Annotated in this window: 25 protein-coding genes; 10 read left to right on the forward strand and 15 right to left on the reverse strand. The window is 53.2% G+C overall.

The genetic code is table 11. The features are described from left to right. Positions 1–80: 80 nt before the first annotated feature. On the forward strand, positions 81–695 hold the full coding sequence (locus tag ABNT34_RS03535) for a class I SAM-dependent methyltransferase (protein WP_348728854.1): 615 nt from the start codon (positions 81–83) through the stop codon (positions 693–695). Here the strand turns inward: ABNT34_RS03535 and ABNT34_RS03540 are convergent. Both ABNT34_RS03540 and ABNT34_RS03545 read right to left on the reverse strand, forming a co-directional pair. Next, complete coding sequence (locus ABNT34_RS03540; protein ID WP_348728856.1) at positions 679–2,031, reverse strand: hypothetical protein; 1,353 nt, start codon at positions 2,029–2,031, stop codon at positions 679–681. The genes ABNT34_RS03535 and ABNT34_RS03540 overlap by 17 nt on opposite strands. Positions 2,032–2,174: 143 nt before the next feature. Then, positions 2,175–2,639: a hypothetical protein gene (locus ABNT34_RS03545; RefSeq protein ID WP_348728858.1), complete on the reverse strand. Its 465-nt coding sequence runs from the start codon at positions 2,637–2,639 to the stop codon at positions 2,175–2,177. 135 nt (positions 2,640–2,774) lie between these two features. On the opposite strand from ABNT34_RS03545, the gene ABNT34_RS03550 reads away from it, so the two are divergent. From ABNT34_RS03550 to ABNT34_RS03565, 4 genes are all read left to right on the forward strand, one after another. After that, positions 2,775–3,611, forward strand: coding sequence for a polysaccharide deacetylase family protein (locus tag ABNT34_RS03550; RefSeq protein WP_348728860.1), 837 nt, complete (start codon positions 2,775–2,777; stop codon positions 3,609–3,611). Positions 3,612–3,820: 209 nt separating this feature from the next. Further along, positions 3,821–4,609 carry a phosphatase PAP2 family protein gene (locus ABNT34_RS03555; protein WP_348728862.1) on the forward strand — a complete coding sequence of 263 codons (789 nt, stop codon included), beginning with the start codon at positions 3,821–3,823 and terminating at the stop codon, positions 4,607–4,609. After that, positions 4,602–6,287 carry a phosphoethanolamine--lipid A transferase gene (locus ABNT34_RS03560; RefSeq protein ID WP_348728864.1) on the forward strand — a complete coding sequence of 562 codons (1,686 nt, stop codon included), beginning with the start codon at positions 4,602–4,604 and terminating at the stop codon, positions 6,285–6,287. The genes ABNT34_RS03555 and ABNT34_RS03560 overlap by 8 nt, the downstream gene beginning before the upstream one ends. A gap of 2 nt (positions 6,288–6,289) precedes the next feature. Then, the gene (locus ABNT34_RS03565; RefSeq protein ID WP_348728866.1) at positions 6,290–8,185 is read left to right on the forward strand and encodes a hypothetical protein; all 1,896 of its coding nucleotides are present in this window, start codon (positions 6,290–6,292) and stop codon (positions 8,183–8,185) included. Between the two features lie 18 nt (positions 8,186–8,203). Here the strand turns inward: ABNT34_RS03565 and ABNT34_RS03570 are convergent, their stop codons facing one another. Then, complete coding sequence (locus tag ABNT34_RS03570; protein WP_348728868.1) at positions 8,204–9,097, reverse strand: LysR family transcriptional regulator; 894 nt, start codon at positions 9,095–9,097, stop codon at positions 8,204–8,206. Between the two features lie 97 nt (positions 9,098–9,194). Between ABNT34_RS03570 and ABNT34_RS03575 the strand changes: the two genes are divergently transcribed. After that, entirely contained in the window at positions 9,195–10,199 is a 1,005-nt protein-coding gene (locus ABNT34_RS03575; RefSeq protein ID WP_348728869.1) for a hypothetical protein, read from the forward strand. Here the strand turns inward: ABNT34_RS03575 and ABNT34_RS03580 are convergent. Further along, positions 10,196–11,044 (reverse strand): hypothetical protein, encoded by an 849-nt coding sequence (locus ABNT34_RS03580; protein ID WP_348728871.1) that lies wholly within the window; start codon positions 11,042–11,044, stop codon positions 10,196–10,198. The two genes, ABNT34_RS03575 and ABNT34_RS03580, sit on opposite strands and share 4 nt — an antisense overlap. A 189-nt stretch (positions 11,045–11,233) precedes the next feature. Here ABNT34_RS03580 and ABNT34_RS03585 point away from each other — a divergent pair, with 189 nt between their 5' ends. Then, positions 11,234–12,160 carry a hypothetical protein gene (locus ABNT34_RS03585; protein ID WP_348728873.1) on the forward strand — a complete coding sequence of 309 codons (927 nt, stop codon included), beginning with the start codon at positions 11,234–11,236 and terminating at the stop codon, positions 12,158–12,160. On the opposite strand, the gene ABNT34_RS03590 is transcribed toward ABNT34_RS03585, so the two are convergent. The 5 genes from ABNT34_RS03590 to ABNT34_RS03610 all read right to left on the reverse strand — a co-directional run bounded on the left by ABNT34_RS03590 (position 12,157) and on the right by ABNT34_RS03610 (position 18,431). Further along, positions 12,157–12,957 (reverse strand): transporter substrate-binding domain-containing protein, encoded by an 801-nt coding sequence (locus tag ABNT34_RS03590; RefSeq protein WP_348728875.1) that lies wholly within the window; start codon positions 12,955–12,957, stop codon positions 12,157–12,159. The two genes, ABNT34_RS03585 and ABNT34_RS03590, sit on opposite strands and share 4 nt — an antisense overlap. A gap of 95 nt (positions 12,958–13,052) precedes the next feature. Next, complete coding sequence (locus ABNT34_RS03595) at positions 13,053–13,559, reverse strand: hypothetical protein (RefSeq protein ID WP_348728877.1); 507 nt, start codon at positions 13,557–13,559, stop codon at positions 13,053–13,055. Between the two features lie 17 nt (positions 13,560–13,576). Beyond that, complete coding sequence (locus ABNT34_RS03600; RefSeq protein ID WP_348728879.1) at positions 13,577–16,684, reverse strand: efflux RND transporter permease subunit; 3,108 nt, start codon at positions 16,682–16,684, stop codon at positions 13,577–13,579. Between the two features lie 2 nt (positions 16,685–16,686). After that, on the reverse strand, positions 16,687–17,862 hold the full coding sequence (locus ABNT34_RS03605; protein WP_348728881.1) for an HlyD family efflux transporter periplasmic adaptor subunit: 1,176 nt from the start codon (positions 17,860–17,862) through the stop codon (positions 16,687–16,689). Then, complete coding sequence (locus ABNT34_RS03610; RefSeq protein WP_348728882.1) at positions 17,859–18,431, reverse strand: hypothetical protein; 573 nt, start codon at positions 18,429–18,431, stop codon at positions 17,859–17,861. Before ABNT34_RS03610 ends, ABNT34_RS03605 begins: the two co-directional genes overlap by 4 nt. Before the next feature lie 940 nt (positions 18,432–19,371). On the opposite strand from ABNT34_RS03610, the gene ABNT34_RS03615 reads away from it, so the two are divergent. Further along, positions 19,372–20,046: a site-specific DNA-methyltransferase gene (locus ABNT34_RS03615; RefSeq protein ID WP_348728884.1), complete on the forward strand. Its 675-nt coding sequence runs from the start codon at positions 19,372–19,374 to the stop codon at positions 20,044–20,046. Positions 20,047–20,145: 99 nt separating this feature from the next. Here the strand turns inward: ABNT34_RS03615 and ABNT34_RS03620 are convergent, their stop codons facing one another. The 6 genes from ABNT34_RS03620 to ABNT34_RS03645 all read right to left on the reverse strand — a co-directional run bounded on the left by ABNT34_RS03620 (position 20,146) and on the right by ABNT34_RS03645 (position 25,324). Continuing rightward, entirely contained in the window at positions 20,146–21,078 is a 933-nt protein-coding gene (locus tag ABNT34_RS03620; protein ID WP_348728886.1) for a retron St85 family RNA-directed DNA polymerase, read from the reverse strand. Beyond that, entirely contained in the window at positions 21,072–22,031 is a 960-nt protein-coding gene (locus ABNT34_RS03625) for a retron St85 family effector protein (RefSeq protein WP_348728888.1), read from the reverse strand. The genes ABNT34_RS03620 and ABNT34_RS03625 overlap by 7 nt, the downstream gene beginning before the upstream one ends. 589 nt (positions 22,032–22,620) lie before the next feature. Beyond that, the gene (locus ABNT34_RS03630) at positions 22,621–23,610 is read right to left on the reverse strand and encodes a GGDEF domain-containing protein (RefSeq protein ID WP_348728890.1); all 990 of its coding nucleotides are present in this window, start codon (positions 23,608–23,610) and stop codon (positions 22,621–22,623) included. 364 nt (positions 23,611–23,974) lie between these two features. After that, positions 23,975–24,733 (reverse strand): hypothetical protein, encoded by a 759-nt coding sequence (locus tag ABNT34_RS03635; protein WP_348728892.1) that lies wholly within the window; start codon positions 24,731–24,733, stop codon positions 23,975–23,977. 43 nt (positions 24,734–24,776) lie between these two features. Further along, positions 24,777–25,052, reverse strand: a complete 276-nt coding sequence (locus ABNT34_RS03640) for a Rho-binding antiterminator (protein WP_348728894.1) — start codon at positions 25,050–25,052, stop codon at positions 24,777–24,779. Positions 25,053–25,069: 17 nt separating this feature from the next. Then, the gene (locus tag ABNT34_RS03645; protein ID WP_348728896.1) at positions 25,070–25,324 is read right to left on the reverse strand and encodes a DUF2024 family protein; all 255 of its coding nucleotides are present in this window, start codon (positions 25,322–25,324) and stop codon (positions 25,070–25,072) included. 118 nt (positions 25,325–25,442) lie between these two features. Here ABNT34_RS03645 and ABNT34_RS03650 point away from each other — a divergent pair, with 118 nt between their 5' ends. Both ABNT34_RS03650 and ABNT34_RS03655 read left to right on the forward strand, forming a co-directional pair. Further along, positions 25,443–26,015 carry a MarR family winged helix-turn-helix transcriptional regulator gene (locus ABNT34_RS03650; protein ID WP_348728898.1) on the forward strand — a complete coding sequence of 191 codons (573 nt, stop codon included), beginning with the start codon at positions 25,443–25,445 and terminating at the stop codon, positions 26,013–26,015. Further along, positions 26,012–26,737, forward strand: a complete 726-nt coding sequence (locus tag ABNT34_RS03655) for a glutamine amidotransferase (RefSeq protein WP_348728900.1) — start codon at positions 26,012–26,014, stop codon at positions 26,735–26,737. Before ABNT34_RS03650 ends, ABNT34_RS03655 begins: the two co-directional genes overlap by 4 nt. Positions 26,738–26,818: the final 81 nt, after the last annotated feature.

The following is a 26,818-nucleotide window of genomic DNA, read 5'->3' on the forward strand; positions in this document are numbered from 1 at the left end:
CCTGCGGGGGCGCCGAATAAGACATTAACCCTGGACTTTGACGTGAAACACATTACCCCGCATCAACCAGTGGAAAACAAATGACAATCCAAGCTAAAGACCCCGCCAACGGCTACGAAACCCACGCGGCGCAGTTTCGCCACTGGCGCGAGCAATCCAGCATTGGTGTGACGACTGTGTTGCAGTGGTCGCAGGGTTTGCCGCTGGGCGCTGCGCTGCTGGACCTTGGTTGTGGCAGCGGTCTGCCGCTGGGTAAAGCGCTGGCTGAGCGTGGTTTTTGTCTGTATGGCGTGGATGCATCACCAACTTTAGCGGCGGCGTATCAGCACCTATTGCCGCAGGCCACTGTCGCTTGTGAAAAGCTGGAAGACTCGGACTTTTTTCAGCGTCAGTTTGCCGGTGTGCTTTGTATCGGCGTGTTGTTTTTATTGCCGGAAGTGGCGCAGCGCCAGCTGTTCAGTAAAGTCGCCACGGCGTTATTACCGGGTGGTTTGTGGCTGTTCAGTGCACCGGCGCAAGCGTGTCGTTGGGTCGATGTGCTGACCGGATTAGAGTCGGTGTCGCTTGGCACAGTGGTTTATCAGCAACTGCTGCAACAGGCCGGGTTGCAGCTGCAGGCGCAGTATCAGGATGAAGGCGGCAATTTTTATTTCGCCGCAGTGCAGCAGCACTGCGGAATCACCCCCGCCGCCTGACCAGGTGCCAGAGTAACAACAATAACAAAGCCGCCAGCGCAGCAGCTAACAGGCTCAGCCGCCAGATCTGTGCAGCGTGCTCGTCTGCCGCCACGCGGCTTCGCTGCAGTTGTTGCTGCAGCTCGACCAGCTTCAATTCGCGGCTACGCTGCTCGGCAATTAACAGTGTGCTGCTGAGCTGCGCCTGGGTGTTATGTTCTTCAGCATCCAGCTGACGCTGCAAGCGCAGGTTTTGCTGCAGCACGTCAAAAGCAGCCTGCGGTTGGCCATGTTTTGACAGCAGCTGCGCCCAGCGCTGCAGTTCCGGTACATACAAAGCCAACCGGTGCTGCAACAGCCAGCCGCTGGCATCATCAAATTGCAATTGCGCTGGCGTTGGTTGACCGCTGACCAGCAGCACCATGGCGTGACGTAACCGGCTTAAGGCTATCCATTCGCGGTCGCCGCTTTGCACCGCCTGTTGTTGCAGTTCTGTGCTCAGCTTGAGCAGTAAATCCGGCGCCACATCAGCAGGAGACTGCTGCAGATACAGCGTCAATAGCGCCATCCCGGCCGGTAAAAATCGTTGTTGCCACAGCGTTTGATACAAGGCCTGCGCTTCCTGCTGCCGCCCTGTTGTCAGCAGAATTTCCGCCTGCGTCAGCTGTAAACGCTGCAGCTGGCGTGGGTCTGTTTGCAGCGGTAGTGCCTGGTTGATGCTGCGCAAGGCTTCCGGTTCCTGACCTGCTGCATGCTGGATCTCAGCCTGCACCGCCAGACTGTCGGCTTCGAGCTGCGGCAACTGATTACGCCGGGCGATACTAAGCACCAGCCCTATCGCATTGGCGGCACTATCATAAAAACCGCTTTGCAGCGCGTCGCGGGCATAATCAAGCCCGACCCAGGCATGCAGTGCCGGCGCATCGCGCGCGGTCAGGCTGTGATACGCGAGGAAACTGAGTTGCCGGGTATCCATCGACTCACCGGCACTGAATTTACTCAGTTGCTGGCATTTGTAACCGGCGGCGCTGCCGGCGAATTCATTGGCAACATTTTGGTTTTCCAGTTGTTTCAGTGCGGCGCGGGCACTGTTCAGCACGGTTTTGTCACCGGCTTGCAGGGCAAAACGACAACGCTGCAGCCACCACCAGGCTGGCGTTTCTGCCGTGCTAAATTGCTGCAAACTGCTGAGAATTTGCGGCGCCGGCGCAAGCGGCCGTTGCATCGTCAGTTGCCAAATCTGCTGTTCGGCCGGCGTGAACTTCAGCTCACGCGGGTATTCCTGCGCAGTAACAGTCATCGCACTGGCCATGACACAGAGCAGAGTGATACCACAGGAAAACCAGCCAATTTTCACGTTCAGACTCCGCTTGCGTCAGGATACTGAAGACAGATATGGCTTAACTTATCATGTACTGCGCCCGCTGCTGCTGGTTTTTCGTAACAGGATTTGAATCTGAGGGCGCAATGGCCTGCACGGATGACGGCAGGCGTTCCGGTTTACCAGTACTCTTTGATTTTACTGATTTTATCGCCGCTGAATTCAAACACCGACAAATGCTGCTGACCGTCGCGCGTCAGCCTCAGCACGGCCGCCGACGACTCACCGGGCAGGATCTGCAGTAACTGATAGCGGTCGTTCTGAGTATTGTCGCCACCATTTTGGATCATCCGTAACGTATTGCGGTAAAGCTGGTCACGCGGATAAACCCCACCATATTTGTCATGCTGATAGACAAAATCTGCACTATAAAGCGCAAACAGCTGGTCAGCCTGAGCCTTGGTAGCTCCCTGGCGTGCGACATCATTTAATGCCGCCGTTGCTTGCTGTACTTTGGCAGCAATCTGTCCTGCAGATAAAGTGTTGACAGCTGTTGCCGGCTCTTCAGCAAAGGCCCTCCAGACTGAATTAAGCACAATCAACGCCAGCACAGCGGTAGCAATGGGGGATTTGATAGGCAACATACACATCCTTGTGATAAAAAAGTCAGTGTATTCAGCCTGCTGCTGGCTGACGATTCATCACAATCCAATGGGATAAGTGGTGGACAATCCGGGATCGACTCTCACTGGCAAATCATCACCCGAAGGAGTGCTTACATGGCAACACCGGCAAAAAAATCATTGATATTGGCTTTGGTCATCCTGTGTGGCAACACACTGGCGACCGAATCCAGGCCGGCAAACACCACCGCATTCAGCTGGCCAAATGGCGCCAAAGCAGCGGTGAGTCTGGCTTATGACGATGCGCTGCCAAGTCAGCTCGAAACCGCCATTCCGCAATTAAATGCGGCAGGCCTTAAAGGTAGTTTTTATCTGCCGTTGTCGGCGGACAGTATCCAAAGCCGCTTGGCCGACTGGCGCGCTGCAGCAACACAAGGCCATGAACTGGGCAATCATTCGCTGTTTCATCAATGCGCCAAATCAGTGCCGAACCGGGATTGGGTAAGCCCTGATCGCGATTTAGACCAAACCCCGGCATCACGATTAGTGAGCGAGATACGCCTCGGCAATGCATTTTTACAGGCCATCGACGGCAAAACCCAACGCACCTTTACCGCGCCCTGCACCGATCAACTGGCCGCCGGTAAGCCGTATTTACCGCTGTTGACGCAGGATTTTGTCGCAATGAAAACCACGGTCGGTGATGTAGTGGCGGATATGCAGCGGCTGAATATCCACGCCGTGCCGGTGATAGCACCCAGTGAAGTGACAGGCGCGCAACTGATAAACTGGGTCAAAGCCGCCGGCGAAAAAGGCACTATGGTCAATTTCACTTTTCACGGCATCGGCGGTGACCATCTGCAAATCTCTGCGACTGCGCATGCCGAGTTACTGCAGTTTCTGGCCAGCCACAAAGATGAATACTGGACTGATACTTTTTTAAACCTGATGTTGCATGTCAAAGCACAGCAGCAGAGCGCCCGGCAGCCCTGAACGCCACTGCATCATCTATTTGGTAGGGTCGGTAAGCGCAGCGCCACCGACCTTCAACACCGACCTTCAACACCGACCTCTAACACCGACCTTCCAAACCGGCCTTTTCGCGTTGTTGTTCTACCATCACAGTTAATTTGTTTACTTAAGTTTACTTTAAGACTGCCCCGTTAGGCTTTGTACATTGCCGTACTGCCCTTGGGTGCTTTGTGTCACTGACTACTGTATTACCCCCTGCCAAACAACTGTTCCTGCGCCCTTTGCTGGCGCTGACTCTGTTGTTTGGCCTCTGTTACGGCTTTGGTGTTGATTTTGCGCTGAGCGCATTTTGGTATCAGCTGCAGGGCCAGAACTGGGCTTTGCAGCATCATTGGCTGACGGAAGATGTGCTGCACCAAGGCGCACGCACGTTGAATCAACTGCTGATCGCCGGGTTGTTGCTGCATTTTGTCTGGCAGCTGGCCCGGCAACAATATCGCCGGACCCGTGGTCTGGCAGCCGCTAACCGGGCAAGCAACTGGACCCGCAGCCGCCAGCAGGCGCATGGCCGCTTATTACTGAGCCTGATGTTCAGTCTGGCTGGTGTGGCGCTGATGAAACACAGCCTGCCGATGGATTGCCCCTGGGATTTACAAGCCTTTGGTGGTACTCAGCCGTTCACCGGTTTATTCAGCAGCTGGCCTGCTAACCGCGCGCCCAACGCCTGCTTTCCGGCCGGCCATGCCAGCATAGGTTTCGCCTGGTTTGGTTTGTATTTCTTCTGCTTACAACTGTATCCGGCGCTGGCACGGCCGGCGCTGTTCCTGAGTCTGATGCTCGGTTTTGGTCTGGGTCTGGTGCAGCAACTGCGCGGCGCCCATTTTATTTCACATGATATTGCCAGCGCCGCCTGGTGCTGGAGCATGGCTTGTCTCTGTGCTTATTGGCCGGTCTTACGGCAACGTTTAAGCCCCGTGTCTTTACCAACTTCATATCCTCAGGTTATCCAAAATGACTGAATTGACTCTGCACTGGCTCCAGCGTAGCCACAGTTTTTTGCTGACCCGCGCCCGACGTTTTGTGTTGCTGCCAAACGCCTACGCCCTGTTGCTGGCGCTGTTAACGACAGCTTTATTTTGTGCACCGTTTTTAGCGCAGGTGCAGCAAAAAATCCCCGGCCAATATGGCCTGCAGGCCTTGCTGTTGCTGGTATTGTGGTTGCTGAACAGCCTGGTGTTTGTGTTGCTGAGTGTGCCTGGTTTACCACGGCTGCAACGCGGCCTGCTGTCTGGCTTTTTCCTTATCGCCGCCATCAGCCACTATTTTATCAGCCACTTTGGCACTGTGATTGACCGCTCAATGCTGCAAAACGTGCTGGAAACCGACATCGCCGAAGCCAGCGGTTTACTGAATCCGGATTTAATTTTCACCACTGCCGGCTGGTTAGTGCTGCTGGGCTGGCTCAACCTGAAAATTGTGTTTAAAAGCCAATCCTGGCGCCGTGGTGCTGCCCAGTGGTTGTTGACGCTGTTGTTGCTGGTAAGCGGCATCGGCGCTGTGGCTGCGACGCAATATGCAGAACTCGCCAGTTTTTTCCGTAACTATCGCGACGTGAAGTTTTTTGCCCTGCCCATCAGCCCGCTGTCGGCTGGGATCTCGGTGACCAAACAACAAATTGCGGCGCATTTCCCGCCGACTTTTCAGCTGCTTGGCACTGATGTACATAATCTTGCCCCCACAGCCGCGCCCAGAACCGTCGTGCTGGTGCTCGGTGAAACCGCCCGCGCCGACCATTTTCAACTGAATGGTTACAGCCGGCCGACCAATCCGCGGTTAAGCCAGTTACCGGTCATCAGCTTCAGCCAGGTCAGCTCCTGTGGCACCGCCACCGCGCATTCAGTGCCTTGTATGTTCTCCTGGATGGGCCGCGAGCGGTACGACGAAACCACGGCGAAAAACAGCAGCAATGTGCTGGATATTCTGCAAAGCAGCGGCGTGGACGTCAGCTGGTATGACAATAATTCCGGCTGCAAAGGCGTTTGTGATCGGGTCAAACATGAGATGTTATTTGAACTGCCAGAATGTCAGGCCAATGATGGCTGCACCGACGCCATCCTGCTGCAGGCGCTGCAGCGTGAGCTGGCGCAGCCGGCGCGCAAAGACCGTATTATTGTGCTGCACCAGCTCGGCAGCCACGGCCCGGAATATTTCCGCAGAAGTACAGTGCAGCAAAAAGTATTTGGCCCGGAATGTACCGACAAAGAACTGAATCATTGCCCGTCACAGCACATTATCAATGCCTATGACAACAGCCTGCTGGCGACCGACGACTTACTTGCCAACGTGATTCAGCAGCTGCAATCTTTACCGGACAGCGCCATGTTGTATATCTCAGACCATGGCGAATCGCTCGGCGAAAACGGCGTTTATCTGCATGGTCTGCCGTATTGGATGGCACCCAAAGCGCAAACCGGCGTGCCGCTGATTTGGTGGATGTCACAAAGTTTTGCCCAACACTTTGGGCCTGAACAAGGGGCAGCAAAGGGCCAGCAGCTGAGTTATGATTGTCTGAAGCAGCAGCAAAAACAGGCACTTAGCCACGACCATTTATTTCATAGCCTGCCGGCACTGTTTGCCCGTACCAGTAAAGAATTCCGGCCCGAACTGAATCTGTTTGCTGCCTGCAGCAGGAGGTAAGTATGCAGTCCCTGCGTTTATCGGTGTTGCACTGTGCGCTTTGCAGCGCAATGGCACCTTTGCTGTTTGTCTCAGGCAGCGCTGTTGCCGGTGAAACACCGCAACAAGTGGAACCAGTTTCCAGCGAACTGTTTTGTGACTGGCTACATAAAAAACCAGCGCGCAGCAAAGACGACAAAACCGCGGCGGCAACGGCTACCGATGACCGCCGCATCCGAGTCGGGCAAATCCACATTCGTACTGAGCCGATTTTTGTGGAAGACGCCGATTCCATCTGGCTGCATCATTTTGCCAACTGGGCGCATGTCACCACCCGCCCTGACACGGTCAAACGTGAGTTGCCTTTTGCCAGCGGCGAGGACATCAGCGTCAGCGATCTGGCCGAAGCCGAACGGCTACTGCGCGACAAATCATATCTGCATGACGCCAAAGTGCGGTTAAGCCCAACCTGTAACGCCGACCAAAGTTATGACGTGGTGGTGGAAACTTCGGACAACTGGAGCTTGTTGCCGTCTTTTGGTCTCGGCCGCAGTGGCGGTCAAAACAAATATGCGGTTGGTTTTAAAGAAGATAACTTCCTCGGTTTTGGTGTGCGCACCTCAGTGAAATACCAAAGCGACGCCCAGCGCAGCGGCTATGAATTTAAACTGGAAATGCCGCTGTCGCTGGTCACCGGCTCGACCGGCGACGACTGGTTTGCCCACAGCTATCTGACTGCCGAATGGACCAACAATGACGACGGCCATGTGCAGCAGCTGTTATTGGAGAAACCGTTTTATCAGGACGACAGCCGCTGGATGTACCGCACTGAGTGGCTGAGCGACCTGCAACAAACCCAGGTGTTTCATAACGGCGCGCTGGAAAATATCTTTGAAACCGACCACCGCCGCATCGACCTCAGCGCCGGCATGCTGTGGTCTTATCAGGACCACGCCTCGACCCGGTTACTGGCCGGTATACTTAGTGAAGACTGGCGTTTTGCACCGGCATCACAGCTGTTAATGGCCGGACAACCCACGTTGGCGCTGCCACAAGACCGCAGCTGGGCTTATCCCTGGGTCGGTGTTGAATACAAACAGCACGAGTACCGGGTGCTGCAGGACATCCTGTTTATCGACCGCGCCGAAGACATTAATCTCGGCTGGCACCATAGCCTGAAAGCCGGGGTACAAAGCAGTAAACTGCAGGCGGACACGTCGCTGGGTTACCGGCTGATCGGACACAGCAGCAAAGGCTTTGGTGACCGCCAGCATCTGGTATTGCTCGATGGCGGCTTTGATTTCATCGACGGCCTTCAAGGCGGCGATTTACGCGAATGGCGCTTTCAGGCGGAAGATTTTTATCAGCTTAACCGCGATTTTACCTGGTACAACAAAGCCGAACTGACGCGGCGTAACCGCAACTTTGCCGACCTGCCGCTGGAACTCGGTGGCGACAGCGGGCTGCGCGGTTATCCGCTGCAATATCAACACGGCATCAGTAAAACCGTGCTGACCAGCGAACTGCGCTGGTATCCGCGTATCAACCTGTACAAGATGCTTGATGTTGGTTTTGTCGCTTTTGCCGACCTTGGCCGCGTCAACGGCGGCACTGTTGCTGATCCGGCGCAGCTGAATCCGGCCGCCATCGCGGCGCGCTTTGCCCTACCTTTGGGCATCGATATGCTGACCCCGCTGGCACCGCCTCCACCAATGGATGCCATCTACCGCAGTAACAGCGACTTATTACGACAAAACCTGACCGACCGCTGGCTTGGTAGCGTCGGCGTTGGCATGCGGATTTACTCGTCTAAATCCAGCAACAACCACGTGGTGCATATCGATTTGTCGACCCCGATGACCTCAGCCCCAGGCGTCGACAGCTGGGAGATTGAGCTCAACGTCAGTAACAGGTTCTGAATGATGGCACTGTTGCCATCATTCACCCATCCGGCAAAACCGGATAAAACGCTGGCTGGCCGCAGACAGATATTTGTCGCGGTGCCAGCATAAATGCAGCTGACGCGGCATCTGCTGGTTAAAAGGCAACACCACTAAGGCGCCGCTGGCCAGCCGGTCGCGGGCGGCGAGTTCCGACACCAGCGTGAGGCCGAGGCCTTGTTGCACTGTATTCAGCACCGCTTCCAAGGTATTGAGTTCCAGCACAGTGCCGGGGTTGGTCAGTTGCGGTCGCAGGTATTTATCAAACTGCTCACGGCTACCGGATGCCGGCTCGCGCAGCACCCAGTATTGACTGGCTAAATCGCTGGCACTCAGCACTTTTCCCGTCGCTGTGACCGATAACGCCAGCGGATGCGCCGGGCTTGCCACTAAGATCATCTGGTCTTGCTGCCAGGCTTCGCTGTGTAGCTGCGGATGGGTGACTTCGCCTTCAATCAGCGCCAAATCCAGCTCAAATGCCAGCAAACGTGCAGCTAACTGCTGACTGTTGGCAATAAACACACTGAGCTGCCACTGCGGCCCCAAGCCGGCCAATAAACCCGGCAACAGATAATTACCGATGGTCTGACTGGCGCCGATGCGCAGCAGCGCTTTGCCGTTGCTGTCGCCACTGTACGCAAACAGCGCGCCGATATCATCCAGTCGTGTCAGCATTTCATCCGCCAGCGGTAACAACAAAGCGCCTTCACTGTTCAGCAGCAAATGCGGATGGGCGCGGTCAAACAGCGGTGTGCCAAGCTGTGTCTCCAGCTCTTTTAACGCCTGCGAAATAGCACCGCGCGTCAGGCACAGCTGGTCGGCGGCGGCGCCTAAATTACCCAGCCGCGCGACAGCGACAAAAGCTTTAAGCTGACGAAAACTAATATTCATATAGTTTTTCTAAATGATTAGTTAAATTTATATCGATATTCTAAACATCTAAGGCAACCTAAGCTAGCGCCATTGCTACCACTTTTGAGGTAACCCAATGCGCCAGTTTCATCTTTGCCACCTGCTGTTCCAGCGCCTGTCTTTAAAACGTGTACCAACTGCCGCCGCCGGCTTAGCGCTGGGCCTCGCCAGTCTCGGCTGGTGTGCCGATCAGCTGTTTGCGCAACATGGCAGATTGCAACAGGCCGCAGCGCTGCTGGCGTTGCCGTTACTGATGGCGGTGTTACTGAAATTTTTGCGTGCGCCACAACTACTGCAGCAGGAACTGGCGCATCCGGTGGCGGGCAGTCTGCTGCCGGTGATGTGCATGGCGACGCTGGTGCAAACTGCAGCCTGGCAGTCATTTAACCCAACGCTGGCCAGCTTGTGCTGGTGGCTGGCACTGGCTGGCCATCTGATGCTACTGACCGGTTTTATCCGCCACCGTCTGGCGCAGTTTGCGCTGACTGATTTAGTGCCGGCCTGGTTTATTCCGCCTATTGGTTTTGTCGTCGCGGTGTTAACAGCGCCAGTCAGCGCCCCGCTCTGGCTGCTGCAGGTTTTAGCCGGCGCTGGCTTACTGGTTTATTTGCTGATGTTGCCGCTGATGTTGTACCGCTTACGCCGCGGCACGCCTTTGCCTCTGACACAACGGCCTTTGCTGGCGATTCTGGCCGCGCCCGGCAGCCTGACCTTAGCTGGCCTGCTGTGTCTGCCAGTTGCGGCGACGTTACCGGTCAGCATGTTATTGGGCTTAAGCGCGCTTGCACTGCTGTTGACGTTAAAAGTCTGGTGGCAACTGCCGCGGCTACTAAGCGGCAGCTTTAACCCAGCCTTTGCCGCCTGCACTTTCCCGCTGGTAATTAGCGCCACCGCCCTGCTGAAATTGTCAGGCTATTTGTCACACCAAAGTGCCCCGATGCTGCAACAGCTGGCGCACTGGCAACTGGCTTTGGCCCAACTGGAATTTGCCGTGGCGCTGACCGTCTGCGGTTATGTACTGAGCCGTTATCTGTGGCAATTGGGCAAGGTCTGGTGGCCAGCACCACAAAGCGCCGCTTAATGCTGCGGCTGGTCAAATTGCCATTGTGTATCTTGCCAGTGATACATCTGCAGACTGAATAAAGCCGCGATGTACCAGGCCTGGGTGTTGGCCGGCAGATCTTTTTTCAGCCATAAACGTGATTCGTCATGGCTTAACTGCAAAGCGGCCTGCTGCAAAGCCCCGTCATTTAGCAGAAAACCCGTTTCGCCGCCCTGAAAGAAGCTGTTGTATTTCGCCAGCTCAGGTGCTGCTGATACCGGCGTCAGATCCAGCAGGCGGCTGCCCTGATGCAGCCGGTACACCGGCGCCGCGCCGGCTTTGTCTTCGACCACCAGCTGCGACACCTGCCCGTCCTGCGTCAGGCGACAACCGAGGTAGCTCAGTTCCTGCTCTGAAGTTTGCCAGTTGTAGCTGTTTACGCCATTGTCGGTGGTCTCTTCGCCATGGCCAAACACCAGAATCTGGCATTCGCTGTGCACTGTGGCTGTGCCTGGCGCCTGAATATCAAAACTGAAGGTTTGCTCAGCTTTGCTGTTGTATTTGTTGACGATTTCACCGGCGACATTGACGTTGTCATGAAAAATCAGCTGGAACAATAAACCGCCGCGCGCCGTGGTTTGCCATTCGGTGCCACTGCTGACTTTTTGCATGGATTTGCCGGACAAATCCATATTATTCAGCTGATAAGCGCCAATTTGCTGCTGCCAGGCATCGTCGGAAAAAGTCACCACCGGGCGTTTGAGTGGCAGCTGCTGTGCTTGTTCAGCAAAACCAACCGGCAGTGGCATATCTTCTTCGGGAGTGGACTGACAGGCAGCTAATAACAATACAGATGGGATCAGGACGGCGAATTTCAGCTTCATTACAGGCTCCGGCAGGCTGGCATCACAGGATGCACATGATAACAGCCAGTAAACAAGTTGATATCTTTATCGCAACTGAACAACACTGCTCAGTCCAGTGCGCAAAACTTGCAGGCATTCAGGGGCAGGACAGCAGCCACAGCGCCGGATATACTCTGGCTGAACACAAGCTATGGAGCAGAGAAGGCGTTGAAACGATATTGGCATCTGGTCAGTTTGCTGTTGCTGGTCTGCAGCACGCTGCCGGCTCAGGCGCGCCCTGCCATTGATTTGGCGCAGCTGCAGCAAATATGCCTGCAATCCTATACCCATTGTGTCGAAGCCAGCGACGCGGCGCTGACACAAATCCAGCCCCGCAGCCGGCTTTGGTATGAAGTGCAGTTATTAAAACTGGATACGATGTTCGCCCAACAATCAGCAGAGCCGTTGTTCGCGCTCACTTCGGCTTTTGTCAAAGAAGAGAATGCGCCGACCGCCTTTCTGGCACGCATTTATATCTATCACGCCAAGCTGCTCTATGTACGCGGTGACAAACCGCAAAGCCGGCAATATCTCGACAAAGCGGTGGCGCTGATGAGCGACTGGCAGCAAAGCACGGCAGACCCGATGAGTTTTATCCGGCTCTATAACGTGCAGCTCTACGCAGATGGCAATTACCAGCACTGTTATGATCAGCTGGTACAACTGGAAAAACGTTATCAGGCCAGTCAGGACGCTAAGTTTCAGTACGAACTGCAGAATAACCTCGGCCACTTCGCCAATTATTTGCAGCAACAGGACAAAGCACTGCAGCATCGCCTGCTGGCGCTCGGCTGGGCCGAAAAAACCGGCCACCCGGCGCTGCGTGCTGAAGCGCATTTTAATCTGGCACGGGTCAGTACCCTGAAAGGCTTATGGCAGGATGCTGAACGACATTTTGTCGCAGCTTTTGATGAATACCGTCAGGCCGGAGAGCCGATAGCACAGGCAGAAAGCCAGCTGTATCGCGTGGAGACTTTGTGGCAGCTGCAACGGCAAGCCGAAGCGCAACAATTGTTTGACCAAATAAACCAGCCCCTGCTGCCACCGCATCGAAAGCCAGATTTAGCGCGCATCCGCCAGCTATTGCAGCGTTAACGCCCCAGCACCGCACCAGTTCCCTGGTTTTGCTTAAATTGCCGCAAGATGCGCTGATAATCGCCGGAGCGGCGCAGTTCGGTTAGCCCGGCGTCGAGCGCATCGGCCAGTTGCTGGCTGCGCGCTGAAACGCGGCTGAAGGCGACATAAATATCGCTGAGATGATTTAACTGGCCTTTTTGTAAACGGACTTGCCGCAGCGCCGGCTGCGCCAGGTAATAGGCCAGCACTTCATCAAAGAAAATCGCCAGTTCTACTTTGTCATGCTGCAATAACGAAATCAGCTGCGGATGGGTCGACACTTCCACCAGCTGAAAGCGTTTTTTATGCTGCTCGAATAAATCGCCGTATTCATAGCCCAAAATCACGCCGACCACAGTGCCGTCCGGGATCTCGGCGACTGAACGGTAGTTTTTCGCCATGCCATGGAAATAAAACGAAGAAGCCGCCTGAAACAGCGGCTGTTGGTGCAATAGATAATCGCGGGCTGTGTTGGCCTGACGCGTCACATTCCAGCAGGCTTCGGTGTTGCCGTGGGCGGTATAGTGCAAGGCGCGGGCATAAGGCACAGCAACAGTTTCAATGCGGTAACCGCTGCGGGCGAACGCGGCGCTGACCAGTTGTGACGACAGGCCTTTGCCTTTTTCGTCAGAAAATGGCGGCCAGTTGTCTTCAGCAGCGATCCGCACTGGTTGTTGTTCAGTGGCAACCTTGAACTGCGCTGTCGCCTGTGCGCAGGCCGGTGCGATAAACACCATCCACAACAACCACTTGCACCACAGCTTTACAACCGGCATCACGAGCCCCTGCTGAAAAAACCAGCAGCCAGCATAAAACAAAACCACCAGCGCTGGCAAAGCCGTTCCGAAAACAGATCCTTCAACGCAAATGATTAATGTTGATGGCCTTTTTCGTCTTCGTGTGCATGTTCATGCCCGTGTTCATGCTCAGCTTCGGCTTTGGCCGGCACTGGCTTAAACGGCGTGAACATCGCCTGTTCGGTGATTTCACCATGTTCAGTTTTGATGCTGATATTCACTACGGCTTTTAAATCTTCTGCCGCTGTATAGGCTGCGCTGCCAGCTAACAGGTTATCGCCTGTTGGCAGAAGCTCTGTTTTGGCTTTGGCTTTGCCCGACACTATCAGCACTGTGGCTTTGGCGTCTTTCGCTGGCTGCGGGTTATTACCGTGATCGAGTAAATACAGCTTCACCGCACTCGATGCGCCGGCTTTGGCGTCTTTTGCCAGCACCAGCTCAAAGTGATAAGCACCGGCCATCCGCAGCTGGCCACCGTTTGGGCCAACCACAGTATCTAAGTACTCGTCGGTGTGGGCAAAAGCGGCAGTACTCAGCAGGCCAGCGGCCAACAGCAGCGTTTTCACGAATGGCTTCAACATCATTTATTCCTTCTTTATCAATACACTTCAGATTTATCAGTATTGGCCAGCAAGCGCTCAAGCGGCTCGCGGCCCCATAACCAAAACATCAGCGGCGTCAGTACAGTATCGAGAATAGTCGAACTGACCAAGCCACCAAAAATCACCACCGCCACCGGATGCAAAATCTCTTTGCCCGGCGCGTCAGCGGAAAATAACAACGGCAACAGCGCAAAAGCCGCCACCAGCGCCGTCATCAGTACCGGCGTTAAGCGTTCCAGCGAGCCGCGGATAATCATCGCCTGGCCAAAGACTTCGCCTTCAAAGCGGCATAAGTTGATGTAATGGCTGATTTTTAAGATGCCGTTACGCGTCGCGATGCCGGCCAGCGTAATAAAACCCACCAGCGTCGCTACCGACAACGGCTGACCACTGAGCCACAGCGCCAGCACACTGCCAATCAGAGCCAGCGGAATATTCGCCATGATAATCAGTGTTAACCGCAGCGACTGATAGCGGCTGTACAGCACCAGCAACATCGCCAGTAGTGAGCCTAAGGACAACAACGCAATCAGCGACGAAGCTTCTTCCTGCGCCTGGAACTGGCCTTCCAGCACAGTGAAATACCCTTCCGGCAGTTGGCTGGCTGCCAGCACGGCGCGGATATCGGTGACGGCATGGCTTAAATCACGGCCTTCAACGTTAGCCGACAGCACAATACGCCGCCGGCCATTTTCGCGGCTGATTTGATTCGGCCCGTCCGATTCCACCACTTCGGCGAGCAGCGCCAGCGGCACTGCGCCTTTAGGTGTCTGAATGAGCAAACCGCTTAACGCCTGCGGCTCCCGCGCACCGTCTGGCAGGCGCAGCAGCAAATCAAAACGACGTTCGTTGCTGACCAGCTGGCTGAGCTTCACGCCGTCGATTTGTTGCTGCAGGCTATGCAGCAGCTCGCCTGGCGCCACGCCATAAGCGGCGGCTTTTTGATAGTCGACGCGCACTTTCAGCTGTGGGATCAGCACTTGTTTTTCCAGCGTGAGGTCCGTGACGCCTTCAACTTTACCAAGCTCAGCCTGCAAACTGGCACCCAGCGCCCGTAAGGTCGCGATGTCGTCGCCAAACACTTTCACCGCAATTTGCGCCCGCACGCCGGACAATAAATGGTCGAGCCGGTGTGAGATCGGCTGGCCGACGCTGACACTGCCCGGTAAGACCGCCAGCACACGACGGATCTCGGCTAAGACTTCTTCACGCGGCCGCTCGGACGGTGTTAAATCGACGTCAATTTCGCCGTAATGCACGCCTTCGGCATGTTCGTCCAGTTCAGCGCGGCCGGTGCGCCGGCCGACTTGCGTCACTTCCGGCACCCGCAGCAACAATTGTTCAGCCAGCGCGCCAATTTTGTTCGACTCACTAAGCGCCGTGCCCGGCTGCAATAACAGGTTGATGGTCAGCGTGCCTTCGTTAAAGGCCGGCAAGAAACTACGGGCAAACAGCGGCACAGTGCTGGCCGCCGCGACCACCGCAATCAGCGCCACCGCCAGCAGACTCCGCACATGGCCAAAAGACCAGCGCAGCAGCTGCTCGTCACGTTTTTTCAGCAGCCGCACCAGCGCGCTGTCGCCATGTTGTTTTTGCGTGAGGCCCGGCAGCAGGTAATAACACAGCACCGGCGTCACCGTAATCGCCACCAGCATACTGGCCAAAATCGAGGTGATATAAGCAATCCCTAATGGGCTGAACAGCCGGCCTTCAATGCCGGATAACGCAAACAGCGGCACAAACACCAGCACCACAATCAAAGTGGCGTACACCACGCCGCTGCGTACTTCACCGGATGCATCGGCAATCACCGTAAGTACCGGCTGTGGCACGGCTTTTTGCGCATTTTCTTTTAAGCGGCGCAGCACGTTTTCGACGTCGACCACGGCGTCGTCGACCAGCTCACCGAGCGCAATGGCGAGGCCACCGAGTGTCATCGTATTGATCGACAAGCCAAAATAACGGAACACCAGCACCGCCGTTAATAAACTGAGCGGTATCGCCAGCAGCGAAATCGCCGTGGTGCGGCTATTGAGTAAAAACATAAACAGGATAATGGCGACCATCACAGCGCCATCGCGCAGCGCTTCGATGACGTTATCAATCGAATTATTAATAAAATCAGCCTGTTTAAATAAAAACACCGGCGCTTCAACGCCTTCTGGCAAGCCTTTGCTGAGCTCTGTCACCGCCGCTTCAATCTGTTTGGTCAACTGCACGCTGTCGGCGGCCGGCTGTTTTTGCACCGACAAAATCACCGCCGGTTTGCCTTTGTAACCACCGTCGCCGCGTTTGGTGGCGGCGACGACTTCAACTTTGGCCAGTTGGCTTAGCAGTACCGGCTGGTCGTTTTGCACAGTCACAACTAACTGCTGTAAATCCGCTAAATCAGTGGTGCGGCCAATATTGCGGATCAGCCACTCGCGGCCCTGCGCTTCTAAAAAACCACCGCTGCTGTTGGCACCAAAGCCGGTCAGCGCCTGTTCGATTTGACTGAGGCTCACCCCCAGCGCCGCCATTTGTGCGGCGATAGGCTCGACCCGGTATTGCCGCACTTCACCGCCGATCGGAATAACCTGCGCCACGCCAGGAATACTGAGTAAACGCGGCCGCACCACCCAGTCGGCAAACTCACGCACCAGCATCGGGCTGACTTTGTTTGGGTCGGCCGGAATGGCCAGCAGCAGAATTTCGCCCATGATCGACGACACAGGCCCCAGCTGCGGTACCACGCCTTCTGGCAGCTGTTCGCCAGCCAGACTTAAACGTTCGGCCACCATCTGGCGGTTGCGGTAAATGTCCGACCCCCAGTCAAATTCGATATACAGCACCGACAGCCCGACGCCCGACACCGAGCGCACCCGGCTGACGCCTGGCAGACCGTTCATGCTGGTTTCGAGCGGGAAACTGACTAACTGCTCGACTTCTTCCGGCGCCATACCACCGGCTTCGGTCAACAGCGTAACTGTGGGTTTATTCAAATCAGGAAAAACATCGACCGGCAGCTGGCGCAGGCTGAAACTGCCGTAAATCAGCAGGATCAAAGCCGCGCCAAGCACAAACAGGCGTTGCTGCAAACAGAGCCGGATCAGCGCGTTAAACATGCTTACCTCACCTGTGCCAGTAACGACGCGGCCTGCACCACCACGCGGTCGCCGTCATGTAAACCGCTGACCACCACCACTTCGCTGGCGCTAAAAGGTTCAACCCGCACTTTTTGCGCGATAAACCGCTCCGCCGCCTGATGCACCCAGACCGCCGTTTCGCCGTTATCGAGTTTTTGCAGTGCGCTGCGCGGCACTGTCATGCCATTGATTTGTTTACCGGTGGCGACTTCGACTAACAGCGGCTGGCCGACGGTTAAATCTTGCGTGGCGGCGGGCTTGCTGCTGTCGATACTGAACCACAGCGGCTGCGCCTGTTGTTGCAGCTGCAGGCTTTTGCCGCGGAAACTTAAACTAAAGGCGTGGCTGTCCTGAGATTCGGCCGCAGCCGGAAAGCGCGCACTGGCGTGGCTGTCGGCATTGAGATTCAAGCCGCCGTGCGCCGGCAGCGCCGGATAGGCCAGCGCTTCGACGAGCAGCTGCGCCGGGTCGATGATTTGAAACAGCGCGTCGCGGCTATCCACCACCTGACCACTTTGTTTAAACACAGTGCTGACCACGCCAGCAACCGGCGCCACCACCGCAAGACCCGCGCCTGTGCCTTTGGCAGCAAAACTGCGCCGCGCCTGCAGGCCTTTTAATTCAATCTGCGCTGTGGTCAGTTCGTTCCGCGGCACCAAAGCACCCAGCGTGCTAAAACGCTGCACCCGGTCTTTGGCGAGAGCAATCTGCGCGTCCAGTTCGGCCAATAACGCCTGCTGATTACTGCGGTCCAACGTGGTATCGACCGGCTGCAAATAGGCCAGTACCTGACCGGCTTGTACGGGTTGCCCCAGCGTCGGCCAGCCGTCCGGCCCAGCGCTTAACACGCCAAGCTGCGCCGCTTCGACGAAGCCAGCAAAAGCCGGGTCAACTATCACTTTGCCTTGTAATTCAATTTGTTGCGGAAGTGTCGCCGCCTTCACCAGACGGGTGCGCAGTTGCCATAACTGCTGGGCGGATTTGGGGATATATAAACTGCCATCGCTTAACCGGCGCGGCTGCTCGCCGGTCGCCTGCGCCAGCGGTGCCGGGCTATGCGAATGCTCTTCGCCACCGTGGGCCTGGGCTGGTTGGTTCAGCAGTTGCTGGCTGAGGATTGCCAGCGCCATCATGCTGAGGGATTTGATCAGGTTCATACGGCAGCCCTCGCGTTTTTGCGCTGACGCGCCAGACGCCACAGCAGCAAGCCGACTAAAACAGCACCGACGCCAATCACATACTGCGTGCTGTATTCAGTCCAGCTGTGTTGATGTGGAACTGTGGTGCTGTGTGGGGTTAAATCGAGTTTGGTATTGAGCAGGTCAATATCATCACCCGCTTCAATGGTCAGTGCGATGGCGTGGGTGGTGGCTGGTAAGGTTTTGACATCAAGCTGGTACAAACCAGGCTGCAGCATTTTGGCGGTGCCGCTAAAGGCTGAACTGCTCAGTTCAATCACCGCGTCTTTCACCGGGCTGTTGTCGGCGTAATAATCGAGGTAGATTTGCAGGTTGGCGTTATTCTCTGAAACCTCTGGCGCCACCAGCACCAGCTCAAACAACTCCGAACTGGCATAAGCCCGCCGGCTCTGCCCTTCCGCCGGCAGCGTTAACGCCGCTTTGTCTTCATCACCGTGATCTTCACCGCCGTGCGCTAGTGCGTGTTGCGGTGCAACCAGCAAACAAATTGTCAGCGCCCAAGACCTGACCAAACCCCAAACCATCATAAAACCCCAGTCCAGAAATATTCCGAGACTGGCAGTGTGCCAAAGCCCGCCCAACAACGACCTGACAGCAAGATGACAAAGTTGTCATGTTGGGGCTTGGTACATAGGTGTTTGCATTGGGCCGGTGGTCGCACGATGGCCCCTACCCGAAATTCATCGCTCTGATATTCCGCTCAAACCCCAAACCCCAAACACAGTGGCAAACCCAACACCGCCACCACTGCGTTCGCCCGTTCGCGCCTCCCGCGCTCACTCTTGATCGCTCACTCCGCGGATGCCGGTGTCGGGTTTGTTGAGGTTTGGGGATGGCGGATTTGAGCTAATTGTAAACATTTAGCCGCGTGTAGGGGCGCCCCTACGGATTCTTAAATGACCGCTTTCGGCACAAATTGATGATTCAACTGCCTCTCAAAACGGCCAGGCGATTACTAAAGCAGACCCTCTACAGCAGGAATACCGCAGAAGCCTGCAGGGAACTTATGCATAGACTGTCTGCTGTGCAGTTTGCTGCGGATTCGCGCTGAGATTAGCGACATTTGAGAATGAGCAATATCTAATCAAAACTCGTTGCACTATTGGGTAATTTCGAATAGGTTTGAATATGCACGTTTTTTAAACATGTACAAATTCATACCTAAAAAAGGAGTTTTTATGCCTTGTAAATGCTGTACTCAACCGTCAAACAGTGGAATGATTCATAAAAAGGACCCGGTGACAGGGCAAAAGTTTAAATCATGCCCACATTGTACAGAAGCTCATGGTTCTGAACATGTGTTCCATCCATACCCTGCGTATTTTGGAAAGACACCTGCGCGGCAAACAGTACGCAATCCTGATGGTCACCAGAGCCACTGTTCAGAGTGTAGGTCTCTTGATAAAGGCAAAATGTCACGAGTATATAAAAATGGCCGTTTGTGTAGCACTTTGATTTAGGAGAGAAATGCAGTTATTCCAAGAAGATGCGGTTAAATGGTTAGCAACGCTTGCAGATGCGAGCGTTGATTTGCTTATTACAGATCCACCTTATGAGTCTTTAGAAAAGCATAGAAAGATCGGTACAACAACTCGCTTAAAAATCAGTAAATCGTCAAGCAACCCCTGGTTTCAGATATTCCCCAATCACCGATTCGAAGCTCTACTAACTGAAATCTATAGAGTACTCAAAAACAACTCTCACTTTTATCTTTTTTGTGATCAGGAGACGATGTTTATTGTTAAGCCTATCGCAGAAAAAGTTGGGTTTAAATTCTGGAAGCCTATTGTTTGGGACAAAGTAAACATTGGGATGGGCTATCACTACCGAAATAGATATGAGTTCATACTTTTTTTCGAAAAGGGAAAAAGAAAACTCAATGATCTAGCTGTCCCAGATGTACTGGAATGTAAGAGAGTTATGCGTGGCTATCCAACTGAAAAGCCGCTACATCTATTAGAAATACTGATATCCCAAAGCTCTTCAATAGGCGATGTCGTAGTAGATCCATTTTTTGGGTCCGGCTCAACATTACTTTCAGCTCAAAAATTAAGCAGAATTCCGATTGGATGTGATATTTCAAGCGAGGCTCACTTGTGCATAATTAATCGATATCAGTCGATTCCCTCTCAGAGGAAGTAACTTTCGCTTTTACCAGTAATAATATTGCAAGCAAATCATGTTAAATAAAAGCACAGGAAATAATCACTGATCAAAAAAACAGAAAAATTAAAGATAAAACTATTTACAGATTTTTACAGAGTTAAATTGAATTATTCGTCTAATTAATTCAGCCCCATATTTCTGGCATACACTATTTATAAACTCTGGCTCAACCGAACCTAGATAAGATAGATATCCAGATAAATAGACTCTCTTTTCTTCTGGTAAGCTATCCCAATTAAATATATATGACCTTATTTCTCGTTTCTTGTCTCTCCCGACAGAGACAATACCGTCATTAGTCAAAACTAGGCCAGTCACCATGACCTTTCTTTTCTTAGATGAATGATAAGTTTTAGTAAAGTTAATCGATAGAGAAGATGGGCTTTCAAGATCCGACAAAACTTTCTTGACTTTTATTTCGAATTTTCGAAGCACACCTGGCGCGTCCGTAGAAAAATACAAATCATCCGAGTATCTTGTATATGTAACTAACTTTTCAGAAGACGCTTCGCACAGCCGTTTATCAAGTTCGAAACACATAGCATTTGTTAAGGATGGTGATGTTACTGCCCCCATAACAAGATTGCCTTTATAGCAGACCAATTTGGAAAAATACTCTGTATCAATATCGGTCCATTCATCAATCGAGTTTTTTATAACAGTATTAGCAAACCGGCAAACATCTCGATCGCTAATTGAAGAAAAAAAATTCTTAAAATCCATTCTCAAAACAAATCTCTTATTACTATGAATCATTGCATGAGAATGAATATTACAGCCTTTTTTATACGCCATTGCTGCATCGTGATTTGGAAGTTTAGCAAGAATACTGTCATGTACGATTCTTTGAATTGCTTTTAATTCATTAGATGGCCTGTAAATTGTTCGAGAACCACCATTGGCTTTTGGAATAGTAAATCTGAAGTAATGACCATTTGCTTTTTCTATCAAACTAATAACATATTCTCTTTCAAGAAGTGACTTCTGACAAATGAAATCTATTAACATTTCATTGCCTCAAAGAAAACTTTATACTCGTCAATATACACTAAATGACTAAGGCACCTAGATCGCATACTTTGAGAAAGTCTGATAAGGGGTTCTGTAGACGCATTTCTTTTCAATACCGAGTAATCGGAACAGTAATATAAAACCCGTTCCTTGTATGATAATTTAGATATCATTTGCAGTGCAACACTAAGGCTTATCATCAGAGAAAAGTCATCAATGTGAGATTTAGCTTTTATACCAAAGCATTCTTTACAAATATCTACCACAATGTCATCAGTGACTGGACCAACGGCTATTATTATTAATACGATTAAAAAAAGCATTTCTTTTTTCGAGAAATTTAATTCCCCATATCCACTACTGTCATTCCGATGGTTATATTGCTTTGATCTTCGGACATCAACTCTCTCAATAACGTCAGGCATACAAGTCAATATTGAATTGAAGTCTGTATATAGTACTGGTCCGAATTTCGACTCTTTATTGACCCACCTAACTGGACCTGTATTTATAAATGACTGGTGATTTTCAAATGGTTTATCAAGAATTGGTAGCAGTTTTTTTCTAAGGCTATTGCTCATAGCAAATGCGCCTAATTCGGCAGCTGTACCAAATGATTCGACTAGAATTAAAACCGCATCGGAAAATTCAGCTAGCCAGTCTTCGAGTGATAAAGCATTCATTTTTTTATCAGATGAAACTATAGTATCCCAAGCATATTCAGCTCTAAAAGTTAGAAGGTTTTTCGAATGCTTATTTATATACTTTTCTATTTTCTCTCTATTAAAACAATGTAATGGATCACCACCACAAATGAATATTATCTTAGGTAGCGGTTCTCTACCAAAATATTGTCGCCTGGCAGAAGCTGGATTTGAATATTTGAAGAGATCAAGTTGTTTTACTAACTCTTTTTTTGCAGATTCAAATTTTGGATGATTAAACCACATGATCCCTCACACTGAAAGAAAGCCCTTACAACAGGAGAGCAGATTAGATCCGCAATTTCCAACAGGAAATTGAGGAGATTATCTGATTTCCTGGGGCCTAAACGGGAGAGCTGGCAGATGCCGGCAGGCAACTGCCAGATCTTCCTTTTAGGACCACAATAGTGCGAAACAATATATGCGGGTCGGCTATACACCAACCACAAAAGTTATGCAAAACATAACTTCAAGCTAAGGGCTGTTTCTATAATATGTAAATTTAAACGTTATGTCTATATGATATATTTGCACGATCAGTAAGTTTAATAATATAACCATTTGTCAGTTCTACATCAGACAGTCAGCAACTGGCACAAAGTGACGATTCAACGGCCCTTCAAAACGGCCGGACGATTACTAAAGCAGACCGTCAGCCGCAGGGATAGCGGCTGACGAGCCTACAGGGAACGTATTCACGGCGTGTCTGCTGTGTAATCGTCTGTGCCGTTTGCTGCTATCCATCAACGTCATCCCGAGCCATCCGCAAGAAAAATGCGCTACCGAAGCAGGGTACTTAAGGATTGAATCAACAAAAAGTCAGAAAAAAGTCTCCTCACCCACCAAACACACAAACCCGATTCCGCCCCTCAGCTTTTGCCTGCATCATCGCCACGTCGGCCTGATGTAATAAGGTGCTTAATAATGTTTCCGGGTCAAACTCTGGTGGGAAAGCTGACAGGTAGGTGATGCCGAAACTGGCGGTGCATTGGATGTCGTCGTTGGCGGTGCCGTGCTCAAAACCGGCACGTAGCCGCTCTACCAGATGCGAGGCGGCGGCCTCAATGGTATCGGGCAGCAAAATTGCGAATTCTTCACCGCCGATTCGGGCCAGAAGGTCGGAGCCGCGCAGGATGCTGCGGGCCAGGGCGGCAATTTTTACCAGCACGGCGTCACCGGCGGCGTGATTCCATTGGTCGTTAATTCTTTTGAAGTGGTCTAAGTCGAACATCACCACGGCCAGGGTTTGACCGGCGCGGTGCGCCTGATGAAACAAATGGCGGCTTAACGCAAAAAACGCCCGGCGGTTATAGAGCTGGGTCAGTTCGTCGGTACTTGCCTGTTTTTCTGCCAGCGCTTTGGCCGCAGCCAGTTGCTGCTCCATGGCTTTGCGTTCAGTGATATCGGTGGCGATTTCAATCCGCACCAGACGGCCATCAACCCAGACAATGGCCTGATCGCGGCACTGATACCAACGGCCATTGATGGTGTTTTGAAATTCCCAGACATGAACACCGGCGGGTTTTCCGGCGGCGTCGGTCAGCAGATGGTTAGTGCAGAACTGACAAGGTGCATCCTGACCGGCCTGCAGCACCTGATAACACTTGCGACCGGCGATTGGCCCCCACACTCTCGTGCCGTAATCATTCAAATAGATTAATTCGTACGTCTGTAAATCCGACACATACACCAAGGCATCCAGACTATTCAGAATGGTGCTGATCGCCAGATAGCTGTTGTGCTTATCCTGCAGCGCAGAGCAATTTGCGGCACAGTCTTTGCCACAATCTTCCGGACTAGCTGAACTTGCGTGGCATCCGTTCATCACTGACCCAATCGTTTTGTGTGTATTGAAGGTAAGTGTGAATAACGATAGATGCAATCAGCGCACAAAGCAGCTGTTTGCTGCTTATTTCCCGGCATTTATCGTAAAAAATTCGGAATAATTGTGCATGATCAATTTCGCTATCGTTGGTGCTTAGCCGGGCGCGCAGATTGACATCATGTACGGCGTGTGACGCCCAGCATGTAATGCCCAGCGTGTGACGCCCAGCAGCCTTGTATGCCATAACAATAAGCCCGCAGGTAGCAAAGCTGCCGGCGGGCTTTTAACATGAAAACTGACGATTAGCCTTTTGGCAGCACCATCAATGCAGATGATGCTGCAAACCATGGCCACCGCAGACAACTCACTGCTTAGCCGCTTCCGGCCATTTGGCGGGCAGCGACAGGTCGCCCGAGGCGATGTCGTGCACAGTGGCGACGCAGAGCAGCGGGTTGTGCAGATTGGCGTTGACCTTCAGTGCAGCGGTGACGCCGTCGTAGTTAAAATCTGACGGGAAGCCGATGTCTTTCAGTGGTACGCGGATGCTGACGGTGTTTTTTTCCAGCTGGTAATCATAACCGGGTGAATCCAGATACAGCGGCGCACCTGGCCAGGTTTTTGGCACTTTTGGTGTTTCACCTTTTGGAATATCACGCACTTTTAATCCCTTCGGGCCACATTGTTCGTCGCTGACCAGCACCACCCAGTGGGCATGCCATTCGTCGCCGTCGTTGGTCAGGCTGCCATCGTTGTTTTCATCATAAAGCGGCGTGTCGTCAAAATCCGGATGCGCCGTTAACGCCAGCGCGACTATGCCTTTTTTGCCGTCAAAACCGATCACTGACGAATCGAGACTAGTCGGCCAGACATAACTCTGCACTTCAGCGCCGGCAAAATTGCCGCCATTGCTGAGCGGCTTTTTGGCACCGGCACCGGCGCTGACCACTTGCTCAAAGACCAGGTGCGTTTTATCGCGAAACACCCGGGTGTGCACCAGGTCAAATTCGGCCTGCACTGCTTTGGATGGCTGAGCATGAATACCACCAGGGCCATGCGCCAGCGCGGCGTTGCTGCTGATCGCCAGCAACGCGGTTGCTATCAGTCTGAACATTGGTTTTTTCATCAAAATATCTCCGATTTTCTGCCTAAAAATGCTGCTTAAAAAGTTAAATCGCGCAGCTGCCGCTGGCGGTTGGAATGATTTGTTGGATGTCTGCACCCGGCGTCAGCACGTCGATGCGGCTGATCTGCAACAGCGCTGTTTCAAGGGTTTGTTGTTGCTGTTGCAGCTGCAAGTACTCAGCGCCCTGCCGCGCAACTGTGGTACTGGCCAGGCCCTGTAGCGTGCTGCCGTCTTGCAGTAACAGCCGGACTTCATAGCGGCGCATGCAAATAATTTCAATTAAATCATGTACATCACAATCGATAATCGGCTGTGTCATCTGCATGTCTCCTGGGCTTAGCAGCCCTGCAACGGGATGATGGCGAATTGCTGTGTCTTGATCGCCGCAATAACGGCCGGCGTGCCAATTTCATTGTGGCAAAAGGCACAGCTTTGCTGACGGATGTTGTCGGCGCTGACACCGCGGGATGCCAGAAACTGCGTGGCAAACTGTTTGGCGCTGCCGGCGAGTTCAGGCTCTACCAGCACATCAAAGTGCAGATAACGGCCGTCGCTGGTGGTGACATGGGTATCAAAAACCTGGACGTTCATAACGGGCTCCTGTTGAATTAAATTAACGTATCGATTCGAAACAATTGCAATATAGTTTCGTTCCGATACAATGTCAACAGGCTTTTTGAATAAGACTTTTGCACAGGAGCACGCAGCGATGCTGACGCTTTTTGATTACCTGGAACGACTGAACAGCCTGCTGCGCAGCTGGCAGCGCGACGATGCGCAGTTGTCGCAGGTGCCGGCGGTGCAGCTCAGTGCGCTGCGGTATTTGAGTTTATGTAATGCCTATTCCGATACCGTGATGGGCGTGACCGAATATCTGGGCCTGACCAAAGGCACAGTGTCACAGTCGCTGAAAGCGTTGGAAGAACGTGGCTGGCTGGTGAAAGAGGCCGATGCGGCCGACAAACGACAGGTGCATTTAAGACCAACCGCAGCCGGCTTGCAGGTGCTGAGCCAGCTGGCGGCAGTCGACGCGCTGCAGCAGGCGGCGCTGGCGCTCGGGCCAGGTTTTGCTGACGCGTTGAGTAGCCAGCTCGGCCAGTTGCTCGGCCAGTTACAGCAACAGGAAAAACGCAGTTTTGGCGTCTGTCGCAGCTGCCGCTTTCATCAGCAACAGCACGGCGCGCCGTTTTGTGGCCTGACGCAGCAGCCGCTGCCGCTGTCGGCAATTGAACTGATTTGCCGCGAGCATCAGCCAGCGAAATCAGAGGAGTCACCCGAGTGAAGCAACAAAAACTCTGTCTGGCTGTCCGTCATCTGCAGTTTGAAGATTTGGGCAGTTTTGCCGCGGTATTGACGCAAGCCGGTTATCAGATCCGTTATCTGGACGCAGCGCTCGAGCCACTGGACGACGCTTTTGATGCCGACCTCTGCATACTGCTTGGCGGGCCGGTCGGGGTTTATGATGCAGCACTGTACCCGTTTTTAAACACTGAGCTCGCCATAGTCCGGCACCGGCTGGCGGCCGGGCTGCCGCTGCTGGGTATTTGCCTCGGTGCACAGCTGATCGCCAGCGCCACCGGTGGGCGGGTATATCCGGGCACTGCCGGCAAAGAAATTGGCTGGGCGCCTGTCCGGTTGACCAAAGCTGCCGCCAGCAGCGGATTGTTCCACGGCCTCGTGGCGCCTGAATATCCGATGTTTCACTGGCACGGCGATACTTTTGACTTGCCGCCAGGCGCTGAACTGCTGGCCGAAACCGTGGCTTACCGGCAAATATTCCGGCTGGGGCCGCAGGTACTCGCCCTGCAGTGCCACCCGGAGCTGGAAGCCCACCGGCTGGAGCAATGGCTGCTCGGCCACGCCAGTGAACTGGCCGGCTGGGGCCAGGCCGATTTACCGTCACTGCGCGCCGATACGGCCGAACACGGCGCTGCACTCAGGGCATTCGCACAGCAATTGCTGCATAACTGGCTGGCGCAATTGCCGGGTACTCAGCAAAGTTGAACCAGACAAAGAACGCTGACTGTCGTGAGGTGACAGAAAGAATTTCCAGATTTAACGCAACTGCTTGCCGTGAAAGGCAAC

Source organism: Rheinheimera texasensis (assembly GCF_964031785.1).
GTDB classification, from domain to species: domain Bacteria; phylum Pseudomonadota; class Gammaproteobacteria; order Enterobacterales; family Alteromonadaceae; genus Pararheinheimera; species Pararheinheimera texasensis_A.

Bases quoted from the DNA above. Each gene is read 5' to 3' on its own strand.
- ABNT34_RS03535 (WP_348728854.1), top strand. From the start codon at position 81: ATGACAATCCAAGCTAAAGACCCCGCCAACGGCTACGAAACCCACGCG.
- ABNT34_RS03545 (WP_348728858.1), bottom strand. From the start codon at position 2,639: ATGTTGCCTATCAAATCCCCCATTGCTACCGCTGTGCTGGCGTTGATT.
- ABNT34_RS03550 (WP_348728860.1), top strand. From the start codon at position 2,775: ATGGCAACACCGGCAAAAAAATCATTGATATTGGCTTTGGTCATCCTG.
- ABNT34_RS03560 (WP_348728864.1), top strand. From the start codon at position 4,602: ATGACTGAATTGACTCTGCACTGGCTCCAGCGTAGCCACAGTTTTTTG.
- ABNT34_RS03565 (WP_348728866.1), top strand. From the start codon at position 6,290: ATGCAGTCCCTGCGTTTATCGGTGTTGCACTGTGCGCTTTGCAGCGCA.
- ABNT34_RS03570 (WP_348728868.1), bottom strand. From the start codon at position 9,097: ATGAATATTAGTTTTCGTCAGCTTAAAGCTTTTGTCGCTGTCGCGCGG.
- ABNT34_RS03575 (WP_348728869.1), top strand. From the start codon at position 9,195: ATGCGCCAGTTTCATCTTTGCCACCTGCTGTTCCAGCGCCTGTCTTTA.
- ABNT34_RS03580 (WP_348728871.1), bottom strand. From the start codon at position 11,044: ATGAAGCTGAAATTCGCCGTCCTGATCCCATCTGTATTGTTATTAGCT.
- ABNT34_RS03590 (WP_348728875.1), bottom strand. From the start codon at position 12,957: ATGCCGGTTGTAAAGCTGTGGTGCAAGTGGTTGTTGTGGATGGTGTTT.
- ABNT34_RS03595 (WP_348728877.1), bottom strand. From the start codon at position 13,559: ATGTTGAAGCCATTCGTGAAAACGCTGCTGTTGGCCGCTGGCCTGCTG.
- ABNT34_RS03600 (WP_348728879.1), bottom strand. From the start codon at position 16,684: ATGTTTAACGCGCTGATCCGGCTCTGTTTGCAGCAACGCCTGTTTGTG.
- ABNT34_RS03605 (WP_348728881.1), bottom strand. From the start codon at position 17,862: ATGAACCTGATCAAATCCCTCAGCATGATGGCGCTGGCAATCCTCAGC.
- ABNT34_RS03610 (WP_348728882.1), bottom strand. From the start codon at position 18,431: ATGATGGTTTGGGGTTTGGTCAGGTCTTGGGCGCTGACAATTTGTTTG.
- ABNT34_RS03615 (WP_348728884.1), top strand. From the start codon at position 19,372: ATGCAGTTATTCCAAGAAGATGCGGTTAAATGGTTAGCAACGCTTGCA.
- ABNT34_RS03620 (WP_348728886.1), bottom strand. From the start codon at position 21,078: ATGTTAATAGATTTCATTTGTCAGAAGTCACTTCTTGAAAGAGAATAT.
- ABNT34_RS03625 (WP_348728888.1), bottom strand. From the start codon at position 22,031: ATGTGGTTTAATCATCCAAAATTTGAATCTGCAAAAAAAGAGTTAGTA.
- ABNT34_RS03630 (WP_348728890.1), bottom strand. From the start codon at position 23,610: ATGAACGGATGCCACGCAAGTTCAGCTAGTCCGGAAGATTGTGGCAAA.
- ABNT34_RS03635 (WP_348728892.1), bottom strand. From the start codon at position 24,733: ATGAAAAAACCAATGTTCAGACTGATAGCAACCGCGTTGCTGGCGATC.
- ABNT34_RS03640 (WP_348728894.1), bottom strand. From the start codon at position 25,052: ATGACACAGCCGATTATCGATTGTGATGTACATGATTTAATTGAAATT.
- ABNT34_RS03645 (WP_348728896.1), bottom strand. From the start codon at position 25,324: ATGAACGTCCAGGTTTTTGATACCCATGTCACCACCAGCGACGGCCGT.
- ABNT34_RS03650 (WP_348728898.1), top strand. From the start codon at position 25,443: ATGCTGACGCTTTTTGATTACCTGGAACGACTGAACAGCCTGCTGCGC.